The sequence below is a fragment of the Parafrigoribacterium humi genome (assembly GCF_040227205.1).
Classification (GTDB): Bacteria; Actinomycetota; Actinomycetes; order Actinomycetales; family Microbacteriaceae; genus Parafrigoribacterium_A; species Parafrigoribacterium_A humi.
In genome coordinates, this window is record NZ_JBELOA010000005.1 from 65,753 (window position 1) to 80,012 (window position 14,260).

The following is a 14,260-nucleotide window of genomic DNA, read 5'->3' on the forward strand; positions in this document are numbered from 1 at the left end:
TAAATTGTGGCCTTCTTTCGCCAGCGGAAGACGACTGCACAGTCCTCCTCAGCTACGCCTGCCCGTGACTCGCTCGAGAGCGGCGTGACAGCGAGTCGATGATGACCGCGAGCAGCAGCACCGCTCCGGTGACCATGAAGCGCACCGAGGAGTCGAAGTTGAGCAGCGTGAGCCCGCTCGAGATCGACTGGATGACGAGGATGCCGAGAAGCGCAGAGTAGGCGCTTCCACGTCCACCGAACAGACTCGTACCGCCGATGACCGCGGCTGCGATCGCGTTCAGGTTGATGTCTCCACCACCGCTTCCGGAGTTCGCAGACGCGAGTCGGGCGGCGGCGAGAAGACCACCGAGCGCGGCGAAGGTCGACCCGAGCACCATCACGGAGATGAAGATCCGGTTGACCTTGATACCGGCGCGGCGCGCTGCCTCGACTGAACCACCGACGGCGAACACGGCGCGGCCCCAGCGGGTGCGCGTGAGCAAGAAGTTCATCACGACGACGAGAACAACGAACAGCACGAACATCGCGCCGACACCGCGGTCGGTCGCGAGGTACCACACCGAGACGAGCAGCCCGACGAGCAGCAGGCCCGACTTCGTCAGCGACACCGACAGCGCGCTGCCGGTCAGACCCACCTCACGGCGGCGACGTGAGCGCAGCCAGTCGGACATGAACATCCCACCGGCCGCGATGATCGCGAGGGCGTATGCCGCCCACGGCGGAAGGAACGCCTGCTGGGCGAACGCGACGACCCAGGACTCGAACGGGATGTTGATCGAGCTGTTCGGCCCCAGGATCCACAGTTGGAGTCCGAGGAACCCGAGCAGTCCGGCCAGGGTGATGACGAAGGTCGGCACTCCGAAGCGTGTGAACAGGAGACCATAGATCAGTCCGACGAGGGCGCCGGCAGCCAGTGCGGCGAGGATGGCGAGCACCGGTGGCCAGTGGTGCAGAACGAATCCGACACCGAGGATGGACGCGGCCACCCCGCTGACCGATCCAATGGAGAGGTCGATCTGCGCAACCAGCAGCACCAGGACGACACCGATCGAGATCGTGCCGACCGCAGCACACTGCAGGGCCAGATTCACCAGGTTGTTGGCGGACAGGAAGTTCGGGTTGAGGATCTGGAAGATGGCCCAGATCAGAACCAGACCGATGATGACGGGCAGCGATCCGAGGTCGCCACCACGCACCCGCACGCGGAACGCGTTGATCGAGCCGCGCAGGCCCTCCGAGTGGATCAGACGTTCATCTTCACGGTCGGCCGCGATCACGTCAGCGGTGTCAACTGAGCCGGTCATGCGTTGGAGCCTTTCTCTGGTGCGGCGGTCTCCGTCGAAGCGGCGGCCGCGGAGCCTTCGGTGTGGGCCTGAGCCCGTCGGGTGACGACATTGTCGGTTGCACCGGTGATTGCCGAGATGATGTCTTCGTAGCTGACATCCGGAACACGGAAGTCACCATTGTTGCGGCCGAGGCGCAAGACGGCGACCCGGTCGGCGACGGCCTGGACATCCGCCATGTTGTGGCTGATCAAAACGACACCGAGGCCGTTCTCGCGCAGGCGCTCGACCAGGTTGAGCACCTCGGCGGTCTGGGCGACACCGAGTGCCGCCGTCGGCTCGTCAAGAATGACGATGCTGGGCTCGCCGATGAGGGAACGGGCGATGGCGACCGTCTGCCTCTGACCACCCGAGAGCGATGCGACGGCGATACGAACAGAGGGGATCTTCGCGGAGAGCTGGCGCAACAACGACCAGGCCCGCATCTCCATCTCTTCTTCGTTGAGGGTGCCCTTGCCGAGCTCGCGCCCCAGGAAGAGGTTCGAGACGACGTCGAGGTTGTCGCACAGCGCCAGGTCCTGATAGACGGTGGCGATGCCGAGCGCACGCGAGGCGGAGGGTGTCGGGATGCCGACCTTCCGCCCCTCGAAGACGATGGTTCCGGAATCCTGCGGGTGGACGCCGGCGAGGATCTTGACGAGCGTTGACTTGCCTGCACCGTTGTCGCCGACGATGGCGACGACTTCGCCAGCGTAGACGTCGAGGTCAATGTCGGTCAGGGCCTGGACTGCACCGAATGACTTGGATATGCCTCGCAGCGAGAGTACGGGTTGGGTGGGTGATGGTGTGGACTCTGCGACGGGCGCTTCCATCGTCACGATGTCTCCTTCGGATTAATGCCATGACGGGCACAGGGCAGGACCCCATGCCTTCATAGCGCAAAAGTGCACCCGGCCGGAGGAAGACCTCCGGCCGGGTGCGAGGTTTTACTTGATGCCGAGCTTGGCGCACGCTGCCTGGTACTCAGCGGTGCAGATCTTGGCTGCGGAGTCAGAGCCGTAGAACTCGTCCTTGACAACCGTCGACTCGATCTTGTCTGCCGTCACGGCGACAGGGGTGAGCAGGAACGACTGGATGTTGCCGCCGGACTGGGTGGCAACAGTGGTGTCGCCCTTGGGCTTCTTGCCGTTCACCAGGTCGATGGCGAGCTCAGCTGCCTTCTCTGCCTGGGGCTTGATGGCCTTGTACACGGTCATGTACTGGTCACCGGCGAGAATGCGCTGGATGCCTGCGAGCTCGGCGTCCTGTCCGGTGACGGGCGGGAGCGGGGAGACGTTGGCAGCCTTCATTGCAGCGATCGCGCCGCCGCCGGTGCCGTCGTTGGCCGCGTAGACGCCCTTGATCTTGTTACCGAACTGCGTGATCTGGCCGCTCATCCAGTCCTGGGCCTTTGCCGGGTCCCATCCGGGTGTGTCGAACTCCGACAGCACCTTGTAACCGGACTGGTCGATGACGTCGTGCGCGCCCTTCTTGAACAGGCGAGCGTTGTTGTCGGTGGTTGCACCGTTGACCATCACGATGCCGCCGTCATCCTTCGAGACGCCATCAGCCTTGAGCTTCTCGATCAGAGCGGTCGCCTGGAGTTGGCCGACCTTCTCGTTGTCGAAGGAGATGTAGTAGTTGAGGTCCTTGCTGTTGATGAGGCGGTCATAGGAGATGACCGGAACCTTCTTGGCCTTGGCCTCTGCGACGATCGATGCTGCTGCACCGCTGTCGAAGGGGTCGAGGACCAGAACGCTCACGCCCTGGGTCAGCATCGACTCTGCCTGCTGCTGCTGCTTGGACGCGTCGCCGTCGGCGTTCGTGTACAGCACCTTGCAGTCGGGGCACAGTTCCTTGATCTTCGCCTCGAAGTACGGCTTGTCCGCCGCCTCGTAGCGCGCCGTAACGGAGTCGGGCAGAAGGAGCCCGATCTTCGCGGTCGAGGCGTTCGACTTGGAATTGTTTGAGCTGTTATCAGAGCCGTTGGAACAGGCGCTGAGGGTGCTCGCTGTGAGCAGGATCGCAGCGGCAACAACCACCGCTCTCATGGTGGCGATCTTCATTGAAAAACCTCCGATTCGGATACCGCCCACTTTGGCGGCTGGCAAAGAGCATGGCAGCGCAACACCCTTGGCGTCAAGACTTGAACTCAAGCTTTATCGGATGGAGATATTTGGAGGAACCCGCCGCGGTCAGGTGCGCGCGAGATCGTCCGAAATGAAGGAGATGCTCTCCACCGCGTAGATTATCGCGCCCATGAGTGACGCGCGCTCGCCGAGTTGCCCCTGGACGACGTGGGGAAGTTCGTCCGGATCCCACAGCGCCGCGTGCTCCATGCTGTGACGGAGAGGGCCGAGAAGGATCTCTCCCGCGCGCCCGAGATCGCCGCCGATGACGATGTGCTCGGGGTCCAGCATGTTGCAGATGCCCGCGATCGCGACCCCGATATGTCGGCCTGCGTCACCGACCGCGCGCACGCAGTACGGGTCGCCGTTGAGTGCCCTGGTGACGACATCCTGAAGCTTGATCGGACCGGAGACTCCGCGCAGGCTCTCGATGATCGCTGGCCCACCGGCGATTGCCTCGAGGCACCCGCGATTGCCGCACCGGCACAGCGGCCCGTTCTCGTTGATGGTCATGTGCCCGAACTCGCCCGCACCCCTGCCGTGCCCGCGGTACAGGCGGTTGTTGATGATGAGGCCTGAGCCGATGCCGTGAGACACGTCGACGTAGAGGGCGCTGCCCTTCCCTCGCGCGGCTCCGCTGTGCAGCTCGGCCAGGGCACCGAGATTCGCGTCGTTGTCGACGAACACCGGGCTCGACATGCGGCGTGCCATGAGCTCGCCGATGGGCAGGCCGTCCCAGCCGCGGAGGAGCCCAGGGCGCGTGATCTCCCCGGTGTCCGAGCGGATCGGCACCGGCAGGGCGATGCCGACGGCAAGGATCTCTTCGTGCGTCGCCTCGACGGAATCGAGCATGTCGCCGAGCAGGCGGGCGGCCCGATCGAGCTCGTTGTCCGCACGATGATCCTTGGCGAGAGGCATGTGGTGCTCTGCGACCACGACGTTCGTGACATCGGCCAGCGCGACCCGCATGTGCCTGGCCGAGATGTGGATGCCCGCGATGAGCCCGACGGCGTGCGCCAGCGTGACGTTCTGGGCGCGCCTGCCACTGCGCGACGTCGGCGAGGTGTGGAGCACTCCGGATGCGGAGAGTTCCTTGACGATGTTGGAGACTGTGGCGGGAGAGAGGCCGGTTATTCCGGCAAGTTCGACCTGCGTGAGGCCACCGTGATATTTGACGGCCTCGACAATGCGAGCCCTGTTGGCTTCACGAAGTGAAGTCTGCGATCCAGGTGTCGCCCTTGTCGTGGTCACGGGATCACGATACATGCCACGCGAGTTCGTGGCGGAAAATTGATCAGGCGGCGTGCACCGAACAGGCCGTGTGGGGCGCGTGTTCCTCGCACACGACGAACTGCTCCCTGCAGGAGAGGTCGGAGCAGTTCGCGGTCGTGCTGGTGGGCGAATCGCAGACGTAGCAGCGCCCAACGATTCGCGAATCCTCGCTGAAAGTCATCGACAGTCGGTTGTCGAAGACATAGAGCGAGCCCTCCCACAGTCCGGAGTCCCCAAAGCGCTCGCCGTACCTCGCAATGCCTCCGTCGAGCTGGTACACCTCGCGAAAGCCGCGATTGATCATGAGGCTCGACAACACCTCACAGCGGATGCCACCCGTGCAGTAGGTGACGATCGGCTCGTTCTTGAGGTGGTCGTACCTGCCGCGCTCGAGCTCGGCCACGAACTCGCGCGTGGTGTTCACGGGCGGGACCACCGCATCCCGAAAGTGTCCGATCTGCGCCTCGATCTGGTTGCGGCCATCGAAAAAAGTCACGTTCTTCGACTCGACGAGCTCGTGCAGCTGCTCCGGGGTCAGCCGCTTTCCGCCGCCGATGACGCCGTGCTCATCAACACGAAGCTCTGCCGGTGCGCCGAAGGTCACGAGCTCGTCGCGCACGCGCACGCTCAGCCGAGGGAAGTCGTTGCCGCGTCCCTCACTCCACGTGAACTCGATGTCGCTGAACGCCGGATACTCGCGGGTCTTCCGTATATAGCGCTTGACGCTCTTCAGTTCGCCGCCGACCGTGCCGTTCATACCGTCTTTCGACAGGATGATGCGGCCTCCAAGCCCGAGCGACTCGCAGAGGTTGCGCTGCCACAGGCGAAGCGCGTCGGGGTCGGCGAGCGGCGTGAAGACATAGAACAGCAGGATCTTGGGAACGGCCACCGAACGAGTTTAGGCGAGCGGCCATCGCCCGTCATTACCCGTGAGTTGCCCACTTTGGCCCCCGCTTCGCGCAGACTTCGCGTATTCAGGGGCATAAGTGGGCAACTCGCGGAGGGTACCGTTGGGGGAATGTTTCACAGTTATGTCGCAATCGGCGACAGCTTCACCGAGGGTGTCGGCGACGATCTGCCCGGCGGCGGCGTGCGCGGCTGGGCCGACCTGGTCGCGCTCGGTCTGGCGAGGGCGGATGCGCAGCCGTTCCGCTACGCCAACCTCGCGATCCGGGGGCGCAAGCTGGCCCCGCTCATCGCCGAACAGCTCGAGCCGGCTCTCGCGATGCAGCCGGAGCTCGTCAGCATCAATGGCGGCGGGAACGACATCATGCGGCCCCGCGTCGCGATCGCGGATGTCGCCAGGATGCTCATGGACGCCAGCGACCGCGCGGTCGACTCCGGCACCCACGTGCTCATGGTCAGCGGAGCGAACCCCTCCGCGCACGTGCCGCTCGGCTCGCTCGTGCGCATCCGCGGAAACCAGCTCGCCGACGCGATCTTCTCGCGGGGGCCGCGGGAGGGCGTGACCTTCGTCGACAACTGGGGCGACGAGACGCTCGGCGACATCCGTTACTGGTCCGCCGATCGACTGCACCTGAACGCGCTCGGCCACGCGAGGGTGGCGAGCAACGTGCTCACCGCGATGGGTGTCGCCGTGCCGGACGAGTGGGGTGTCGAGGAGGTTGCGGCCGCGCCGGCCGGGGCCAGGTCGCGCCGCACCGCCGCGTATTACCGTGAGTACGTGCTGCCCTGGATCGGCCGCCGACTGACCGGGCGCTCCTCCGGCGACGGCCGACTGCCGAAGATTCCTTCACTGGAATATGTAGACCCGGGTGATGCACGCTCAGCGTGATCGATCGAGTGCGCGCAGGGTGTCAGGGATGGGCCAGGCCACGGTGTAGTGCAGCTGGGGTGCTCCCATGTCGCCCCAGTCCTCCTTCTTCACGAGGATGCGGTCGGTTGACACCTCGAGGATCCGAACTCGGAGCCAGTGGCCGTCATCGAGCCTTAATTCATAGGCTTCAGCGAGGTATCCGATGCCCGTTTCGTTGAGAAGTCGTTCCGCTTCAAACCAGTCGAGACGCTCGCTGAGCGCACGCCCGAGAAGGTCGATGGGCACGAACCCATCGCCCTCCTGTGCCATCCAGCCGACCAGCTCGCCGTCGCCCCTGCGGTGTTCGATCCATTCTGGTTTCGGCATGTACGCAGTTTACGAGGCCGCGCCCCGTTGCGACTACCCGACGAAGCCGTAGGGGAACACGACGTCGGGGTCGTGCTTCTTGCGCACGGTCGCGAGCCGAGCGAACGTCTCGGTCGGCCACGCGCTCGCGAAGTGTGCCGCGGAGCGGAGGCGACCGGCGAAGTTGATGTTCACGTTCGGAGAGGTCCACGGTGCGATGGCCGCGAACAGCCGATCGGCCATCGCGGGAAGCACGGTCTCGAACAGGCTCGGGTCCGGCGCACCGATGAGGTTGAGGGCGAAACTCGCGTGACGCCCGCCGACCGCGGAGCCGCCGGGGACATCCGTGTGGGTCTTCCCGCCGATGTGCCGCACCTCGGTCAGCAGCATCGGCAGCTGCACGCCCGAACCGGCCTGAGCGAGCAGCGCGGTGGCAAAGTCCTGGTCGATGGCATTGAGCAGCGCTCCCCGATCCCAGGCGGGGACCGGGTCGTCCGGGTCGCCGTGGATCAGGGCGACCTTGTCGAGAGGCATGACCCCGAGCTGGTCCAGGTAGACGGGCGCGGCAGCGCGCAGTGGCGCGGCAAGCCGCTCACCGTCGGCCGCGCTGCCCGGGTAGGCGAAGCGAATCGAGAGGAGGGTGCGTCCGCGCAGTGGTTCCGGGATGAACTCGAGCGGGGGGAAGCGATAGATCGCGGCGCTCGTCGTGACGTCGCTCGCGGCATCCTTCGTCCAGTCAACCCACGCGCGGAACGCGACCTCGATGTCCTGCTCCTCAAAGAACATCGCTCCGGCGTAGAGCTCGTCGACGGAGGGCAGCTCGAGGCGCACCTGCGTGACGATTCCGAGGCCGCCCTTGCCGCCGCGGAGCGCCCAGTACAGATCGGAGTTGGTCTCGGGCGTGGCCTCGACGAGGTCACCCAGGCCGGTCACAACGGTGAAGCCACGCACGTAGTCCGACGCGAAGCCGTGGCTGCGACTGAGCGGCCCGAGTCCGCCGCCAGTGACGAGGCCGACGACCCCGACATCCGTGGACGAGCCGGTGATCGGCGCCAGTCCGAGCTGCGCTCCGGCCTCGACAACGGCGGCCCAGCGCACGCCGGCGCCGATGGTCGCAATGCGCGTCGCAGGGTCGATCGACAGCTCGTCGAGGCCGGCGGTGAGGATGAGCATGCCATCGGTGAAGGGCACGCTCGCGCCGTGGCCTGTGCCCTGCACGCGCACGGGCAGGTGGTGCTCCCTCGCGTAGCGCACCGCTTCGACGACATCCTGGGCAGTGGATGCGCGCACGGCGACTTGCGGGGTCTGGAGCACAGCGGCATTGAAGCCGGCAACACTGCCGGTGAACTCTGGGTCGGTTGGGGTAAGGACGAGGCCGCTTACGCGCGCGCCAAGGACAGTGAAATCGGGCATGGCCACAGGCTAGACCACCGGGGTCATGCGGGGCGAGCAATCATCACTGCGATTCGAGCACGGCCATTGCGGCGTTGTGCCCGCCGAGTCCGCTCACGGCACCGCCACGCCTCGCGCCCGAGCCGCACAACAGGATGCGCTCGTGCGCGGTCGCGACGCCCCAGCGCTCCGCCGGGGTCGACAGCGACGCATCGTCCTCGACGAACGGCCACGACAGTGGGCCGTGGAAGATGTTGCCCCCAGGCATTCGCAGGGCCTCTTCGATGTCGAGTGTCGTCTTCGTCTCGATGCAGAGATTGCCATCGGAATCTCTCATCAGCACGTCTTCGATCGGCTCGGCCAACACCGAATTCAGCGAGTCGACCACGGCCTGCTGCAGCACCGCCCGCATCTCGTCGTTGTTCTCCGGGGTGAGCAGCCTGTCTGGCGCGTGCAGCGCGAACACGGTGAGGGTGTGCGCGCCATTGGCCTGTAGCTCGGGCGAGAGGATGGACGGGTCGGCGAGCGTGTGGCAGTAGATCTCGCTCGGCAGCGGGCTCGGCACCGTCCCAGCACTCGCCGCGTCGAACGCTGCCTGCAGCTGGGCATAACCCTCGTTGATGTGGAAGGTTCCTCCGAAGGCCGCGGCCGGCTCGATGTTCTCGTCGCGCAGTCGCGGCAGGCGCGAGAGCATGAGGTTGACCTTCACCTGGGCACCCTCAGGGCGGGGCGCGGATGCGGCATTCCCCAGGAGGGAGTCGAGCACATAGGGCGCGACGTTCACGAGCACCCGGTCGGCCGTGATGACCCGTTCCTTGCCGTGCATCACGTAGCGCACCTCGCCCTCCGGGGTGAGCGAGGCGACCTCGGCGTTCGTGAGCAGCGTGGCCCCGGCCTCGCTCGCGGCGCGGGCCAGCTCTCCGGTGACCGCGCCCATGCCGCCGACCGGGACATCCCAGTCACCTGTGCCTCCGCCGATCACGTGATAGAGGAAGCAGCGGTTGCCAGCCAGGCTCTCGTCGTGCGCAGACACGAAGTTGCCGATGAGCGCGTCGGTGAGAACGACACCGCGCACGAGGTCGTTCGAGAATGTGGACTCGATCGTCTCGCCGATCGGGCGTTCGACGATCGAGTCCCACAGCGAGTCATCGCCCACGGCTCGCTTCGCCTCGGAGCGGGTGAGCAACGGTTCGCAGACGGTGGGGAAGAGGGCGCGGGCGAGGGTGGCCGTGCCCTCGTAGAACTCGCGCCAGGGCGCGACGTCGTCCGCGGCACCAACCGAGGCGAAGGACACAGCCGTGGCATCGGCATCCGCGGTGTCCACGAGCAGGCCGCGATCGGTGCCCGGCAGCGGTGTGTAGGACGCGTAGCGACGGCGTTCGAGCCGGATGTCGAGCCTCAGTTCGCGGATGATGCGCTCGGGCAGCAGACTGACCAGGTACGAATACCGCGACAGCCTCGCGTCGACACCGTAGAAGGCCTCGGCAGACACCGCGGCGCCTCCGACGTGGTCGAGACGCTCGAGCAGGGTGACGGTCTTGCCGGCCTGGGCGAGGTAGGTGGCGGCGACGAGGCCGTTGTGGCCGCCCCCGACAATGACGACATCGGCAGTGCTGTGTTCCATACTGCGATTGTATGTAGCGGCGTCAGCTCACGGGCCGGTCGAGGTATTCGCCGAGATAGTCCACCATCAGCCTGCCGCACTCGTCGAGGAAGAACTGGTCGCCCTTCGGGTTGGACTCGAACGCCTTTGCGATGAGGGCGTCGCCGATCTCGACCATCACCTCGACGTGCCCCAGCAGCTCCGTGCGAGGGTCGACCTCATACTGTTCGACGAAGAGCTCGCATACGGCGCTCGCCAGCACGGCCTTGTTGCTCACTCGGGCGCCGAAGCGTTCGTGCGTGATGGCATCCCCCAGACGAATCTGCCCGAAGCCCGGTTCGTTCCTGAAAAAGTCTGCGTAGCTGGAGACGGCCGCGATGATCGCGTCTTGCCACTCCGTGGCCTCCCCGAGGAATTCACGACAGCGCTCTACGTAGCGTTCGAGGTTTCTCGCAGCGAGGGCGAGCGCTATCGACTCCAGATCGGAGAAATAGCGGTAGATCGCGGGGCCGGACATGTGGGCACGCCGCGCGATGAGCGCGGGGGTGAGATTGCCGTAACCGACCTCGTCGACGAGAACTGCCAGTGTGTCGAGAATCAGCGTGACGCGCTCGACGCTGCGGTCCTGGCGAGGCGTGTGTCGCTTCAACAGGGGAGCATCATCTGTCATGGTCTGACCCCCTTTCGCGTGATGGTATTAACACTTGCATGGGCCCGTGCGCTCTGCTAATCTCCAAACACTACATTGTGTCGCGTTATACCCGAAGTAGCGTGAGCCCGCGGTTTCGATCCGGGGCACTCATGGTGTCTGTGTGCCGTCGTGGCGCCGCCCCTGGGAGGCGCCACGACCGCTGCGCACGGCTCGGTGCGCGGCTCGTTCTCACCGGTGACAGAAGTAGGCTCTTTTCATGCCTTCGAACGCCACCGAACGGCCAGAGTATGCCACTGTGACCGCGGACGACGCCATCGCCGTCGTACATCGCTGGCTTGCCGAGAGTGCTGAGGCCGAGGCGAACAGAAGCCGCAGGGGCAACTCCGGCGAACGCCTCGCCGGCCTACTCAAGGATCCACACGGCCTCGACTTCGCCGTCGGCTTCGTTGATAGGGTCGTGCGACCGGAGGATCTACGGGTCGCGGGCCGCAACCTCGAACGGCTCTCGCGGCACCTGCCCGCCTTCCTGCCCTGGTACATGCGGGTTGCCCTCCAGCTCGGCGGCGGCTTCGGTCCCCTGCTGCCGTGGCCGATCGTGCCCATCGCCCGGGTCGTGTTCCGTCGCATCGTTGGCCACCTGCTGCTGGACGCGAGGCCGGGGCGTCTGGATGCCTCCCTTGCGCGCCTGCGTAGGTCCGGCATCCGTCTCAACCTCAACCTGCTGGGCGAGGCCGTGCTTGGCGACGATGAGGCCGCCAAGCGGCTGCGCGAAACCCACGAGCTGCTCGCCAGACCCGATGTGGACTACGTGTCGATCAAGGTGTCTGCGGTCTCGAGCCAGCTCAACCTGTGGGCGTTCGACGAGACCGTCGAGCGGGTCGTCGCGAGGCTCACGCCGATCTATGAGTTCGCCGCGGAGTCGCCCACGGCCAAGTTCATCAATCTCGATATGGAGGAGTTCCACGACCTCGACCTCACGATCGGCGTGTTCCAGCGACTGCTGAACCAGCCGAGGCTGAGCGGTCTCGAGGCCGGGATCGTGCTGCAGGCCTACCTGCCGGACTCCCTCGCCGCAATGCAGCGACTCACCGAATGGGCGCTCGCCCGCCGTGCCGGTGGCGGCGCGGGCATCAAGGTGCGGGTCGTGAAGGGCGCCAATCTCGCCATGGAGCGCGTGGACGCCATCCTGCACGGCTGGCCGCTCGCCACCTGGGCGAGCAAGGAGCAGACCGACGCCAACTACAAGAGGGTGCTCGACTGGTCGTTCACTCCACAGCGTACGGACGCCGTGAAGATCGGCGTCGCGGGCCACAACCTGTTCGACATCGCCTACGCCTGGCTGCTCGCCAAGACCCGCGGGGTCGAGCGGCGGGTCGAATTCGAAATGCTGCTCGGCATGGCGACCGCGCAGGCGGATGCCGTGCGCGCGGACGTGGGCGGCCTCCTGCTCTACACACCCGTGGTGCACCCGCGCGAGTTCGACTCGGCGATCTCCTACCTCATCCGCAGGCTCGAAGAGAACGCGAGCCAGGAGAACTTTCTCTCCGGGGTGTTCGAGCTCGAGAGCGATCGTCGCGTGTTCGCGCGGGAGGCGGATCGTTTTCGGGCCTCGCTGGAGCTCGCTGCAGCCGTGCCGTCGGATGCCGCACCACCGCGCTCGAATCGCGTGCAGGACCGGCGCACCCCGCTCGCCTTTCCCACGCCAGGCGGTTTTCGTGCCGAGCCGGACACCGACCCGTCGATACCGGGCAACCGTGAGTGGGGGCGCGAGATCCTGCGGCGCTCGGCGACGTCGACTCTCGGCAGCGATGTGATCGCGCGGGCGCGGATCGAGGATTCGACCGCGCTCGAGCGGGTGATCGCCGACTCTGCCCGAGCCGGGGAGCGGTGGGGGCAGCGACGCGGGAGCACGCGCGCCCAGGTGCTGCAGGCGGCCGCGGAGTCGATCGCCGCGCACCGTGCGGAGCTCATCGAGGTCATGGCGAGCGAGGCGGGCAAGACCGTGCTCGAGGGCGACACCGAGGTGAGCGAGGCCGTGGACTTCGCGAACTACTATGCGGAGTCCGCCCGCGAACTCGACCTGGTGGAGAACGTGCGCTTCGTTCCTTCGCGACTCATCGTCGTCGTCTCGCCGTGGAACTTTCCCGTCGGCATCCCGGCGGGGTCCGTGCTTGCGGCGCTCGCCGCGGGCAGCGCGGTCATTCTGAAGCCGGCGCCGCAGGCCCGCCGCAGTGCTGCCGTGCTGGCCGAGACGCTGTGGGCGGGTGGCGTGCCTCGGGACGTGTTGGCCCTGGTCGACGTGGACGAGGACGACCTCGGGAAGCGGCTCGTCGCGCATCCGGACGTCGACCGCGTCATCCTCACGGGCGCGTGGGAGACGGCGAAGCTGTTCCGCTCCTGGCGGCCCGACCTGCCGCTCCTGGCCGAGACGAGTGGCAAGAACGCGATCATCGTCACGCCGAGCGCCGACTTCGACCTGGCCGTCGCCGACATCGTGCGCAGCGCATTCGGTCACGCCGGTCAGAAGTGCTCTGCCGCGAGCCTCGTGATCCTGGTCGGGTCCGTCGGCAGGTCAGAGCGCTTCCGCAGGCAACTCGTCGACGCGGTGAAGACACTCCGCATCGGCTACGCGCAGGATCCGACCACCACGATGGGGCCGCTCATCGAACCGATTCACGGAAAGACCGAACGGGCGCTCACGGCCCTGGACGGCACCGAGAGCTGGCTGGTGCGGCCGCGCGCCCTGGACGAGAGCGGCCGGCTCTGGTCACCGGGCGTGCGCGACGGGGTCATGCCAGGGTCCGCCTTCCACCTCACCGAATATTTCGCGCCGGTGCTCGGGATCATGCGGGCCGGCACGCTCGACGAGGCCATCCGACTGCAGAACGCGCCGAGCTTCGGGCTGACCGCGGGCATCCACTCGCTCGATCCGGCTGAGGTGTCGCAGTGGCTCGGGGCCGTCGAGGCGGGCAATCTCTACGTCAACCGCGGCATCACGGGGGCGATCGTGCGCAGGCAGCCGTTCGGCGGCTGGAAGCGCTCGAGCGTGGGCGGGGGAGCGAAGGTGGGCGGGCCCAACTATCTGGCCGCGTTCGGCGACTGGGCACCCGTCTATGTCGAGCCGTCGACCTCGGTGAGGCTGAGCGGTCTGAGCGAGGCGGTCACCCGGCTCATCGAGGCGGCGCAGTCGAGCATGGAGTTCGTCGAGTTCGACCAGGTGAGGCGCGCGGCGCTGAGCGACCAGGCCGCGTGGGATGCCGAGTTCAGCGTGGCGAGGGACGCATCGGGCCTCGTGGTCGAGCGCAATGTGCTGCGCTACCTGCCGACTCCCGTGACGATTCGGCTGGCCGAGGGCGCGTCACCGTCCCAGCTGGTGCGGATGCTCGCGGCCGCAGCGAGAGTGGATGCCCCGGTCTCCGTGAGCACGGCCGTTCCGCTCAGCGACGGACTCATCCGCCTGTTCGCCAGCGGGCGCTCGCCGGTGCGCATCGCGGAGGTGCTCGTGGAGTCGGATGCCCGCTGGCACGCGCGCGTGCAGTCGGGCGAGGTGCGGCCGTCGCGCATCCGGCTGTTGGGCGGGTCGGCGTCGGCGCTCGCGACGGCGCTGGACGGCGACCCGGACGTGGCGATCTATGCCGGGCCGGTCACCGCATCCGGCCGCATCGAACTGCTGCCGTTCCTGCGAGAGCAATCCGTCAGCATCACGGCACACCGCTTCGGCACGCCCGACCCGGGGATGATCGCCCTCCAGCTCTGACTTCCTTTC

At 66.6% G+C, this 14,260-nt stretch carries 11 protein-coding genes; 2 read left to right on the forward strand and 9 right to left on the reverse strand.

The genetic code is table 11. The features are described from left to right. Positions 1–52: 52 nt before the first annotated feature. The 5 genes from ABUA28_RS09785 to trhO form a co-directional block, all read right to left on the reverse strand. Entirely contained in the window at positions 53–1,306 is a 1,254-nt protein-coding gene (locus tag ABUA28_RS09785) for a sugar ABC transporter permease (RefSeq protein ID WP_349903911.1), read from the reverse strand. Then, the gene (locus ABUA28_RS09790) at positions 1,303–2,157 is read right to left on the reverse strand and encodes an ATP-binding cassette domain-containing protein (protein WP_349904079.1); all 855 of its coding nucleotides are present in this window, start codon (positions 2,155–2,157) and stop codon (positions 1,303–1,305) included. The genes ABUA28_RS09785 and ABUA28_RS09790 overlap by 4 nt, the downstream gene beginning before the upstream one ends. A gap of 114 nt (positions 2,158–2,271) precedes the next feature. Then, positions 2,272–3,390 carry an ABC transporter substrate-binding protein gene (locus ABUA28_RS09795; protein ID WP_349903912.1) on the reverse strand — a complete coding sequence of 373 codons (1,119 nt, stop codon included), beginning with the start codon at positions 3,388–3,390 and terminating at the stop codon, positions 2,272–2,274. Positions 3,391–3,519: 129 nt separating this feature from the next. Beyond that, positions 3,520–4,704, reverse strand: coding sequence for an ROK family transcriptional regulator (locus tag ABUA28_RS09800; RefSeq protein ID WP_349903914.1), 1,185 nt, complete (start codon positions 4,702–4,704; stop codon positions 3,520–3,522). Between the two features lie 43 nt (positions 4,705–4,747). Next, positions 4,748–5,614, reverse strand: a complete 867-nt coding sequence (gene trhO / locus ABUA28_RS09805; RefSeq protein ID WP_349903916.1) for an oxygen-dependent tRNA uridine(34) hydroxylase TrhO — start codon at positions 5,612–5,614, stop codon at positions 4,748–4,750. Between the two features lie 129 nt (positions 5,615–5,743). Between trhO and ABUA28_RS09810 the strand changes: the two genes are divergently transcribed. After that, positions 5,744–6,520 carry an SGNH/GDSL hydrolase family protein gene (locus ABUA28_RS09810; protein WP_349903918.1) on the forward strand — a complete coding sequence of 259 codons (777 nt, stop codon included), beginning with the start codon at positions 5,744–5,746 and terminating at the stop codon, positions 6,518–6,520. On the opposite strand, the gene ABUA28_RS09815 is transcribed toward ABUA28_RS09810, so the two are convergent. The 4 genes from ABUA28_RS09815 to ABUA28_RS09830 are packed head-to-tail and all read right to left on the reverse strand — an operon-like array spanning position 6,512 to position 10,512. Continuing rightward, complete coding sequence (locus ABUA28_RS09815; RefSeq protein ID WP_349903920.1) at positions 6,512–6,868, reverse strand: hypothetical protein; 357 nt, start codon at positions 6,866–6,868, stop codon at positions 6,512–6,514. The genes ABUA28_RS09810 and ABUA28_RS09815 overlap by 9 nt on opposite strands. Before the next feature lie 33 nt (positions 6,869–6,901). Then, positions 6,902–8,260: an FAD-binding oxidoreductase gene (locus tag ABUA28_RS09820; RefSeq protein ID WP_349903922.1), complete on the reverse strand. Its 1,359-nt coding sequence runs from the start codon at positions 8,258–8,260 to the stop codon at positions 6,902–6,904. A 43-nt stretch (positions 8,261–8,303) separates the two neighbouring features. Next, positions 8,304–9,863 (reverse strand): phytoene desaturase family protein, encoded by a 1,560-nt coding sequence (locus ABUA28_RS09825; protein WP_349903923.1) that lies wholly within the window; start codon positions 9,861–9,863, stop codon positions 8,304–8,306. 22 nt (positions 9,864–9,885) lie between these two features. Then, positions 9,886–10,512 carry a TetR family transcriptional regulator gene (locus ABUA28_RS09830; protein ID WP_349903925.1) on the reverse strand — a complete coding sequence of 209 codons (627 nt, stop codon included), beginning with the start codon at positions 10,510–10,512 and terminating at the stop codon, positions 9,886–9,888. A 238-nt stretch (positions 10,513–10,750) separates the two neighbouring features. Between ABUA28_RS09830 and ABUA28_RS09835 the strand changes: the two genes are divergently transcribed. After that, positions 10,751–14,251 (forward strand): bifunctional proline dehydrogenase/L-glutamate gamma-semialdehyde dehydrogenase, encoded by a 3,501-nt coding sequence (locus ABUA28_RS09835; RefSeq protein ID WP_349903927.1) that lies wholly within the window; start codon positions 10,751–10,753, stop codon positions 14,249–14,251. Positions 14,252–14,260 lie beyond the last annotated feature (9 nt).

Coding starts and splice junctions, on each gene's coding strand:
- ABUA28_RS09785 (WP_349903911.1), bottom strand. CDS start 1,306: ATGACCGGCTCAGTTGACACCGCTGACGTGATCGCGGCCGACCGTGAA.
- ABUA28_RS09790 (WP_349904079.1), bottom strand. CDS start 2,157: ATGGAAGCGCCCGTCGCAGAGTCCACACCATCACCCACCCAACCCGTA.
- ABUA28_RS09795 (WP_349903912.1), bottom strand. CDS start 3,390: ATGAAGATCGCCACCATGAGAGCGGTGGTTGTTGCCGCTGCGATCCTG.
- ABUA28_RS09810 (WP_349903918.1), top strand. CDS start 5,744: ATGTTTCACAGTTATGTCGCAATCGGCGACAGCTTCACCGAGGGTGTC.
- ABUA28_RS09815 (WP_349903920.1), bottom strand. CDS start 6,868: ATGCCGAAACCAGAATGGATCGAACACCGCAGGGGCGACGGCGAGCTG.
- ABUA28_RS09820 (WP_349903922.1), bottom strand. CDS start 8,260: ATGCCCGATTTCACTGTCCTTGGCGCGCGCGTAAGCGGCCTCGTCCTT.
- ABUA28_RS09825 (WP_349903923.1), bottom strand. CDS start 9,863: ATGGAACACAGCACTGCCGATGTCGTCATTGTCGGGGGCGGCCACAAC.
- ABUA28_RS09830 (WP_349903925.1), bottom strand. CDS start 10,512: ATGACAGATGATGCTCCCCTGTTGAAGCGACACACGCCTCGCCAGGAC.
- ABUA28_RS09835 (WP_349903927.1), top strand. CDS start 10,751: ATGCCTTCGAACGCCACCGAACGGCCAGAGTATGCCACTGTGACCGCG.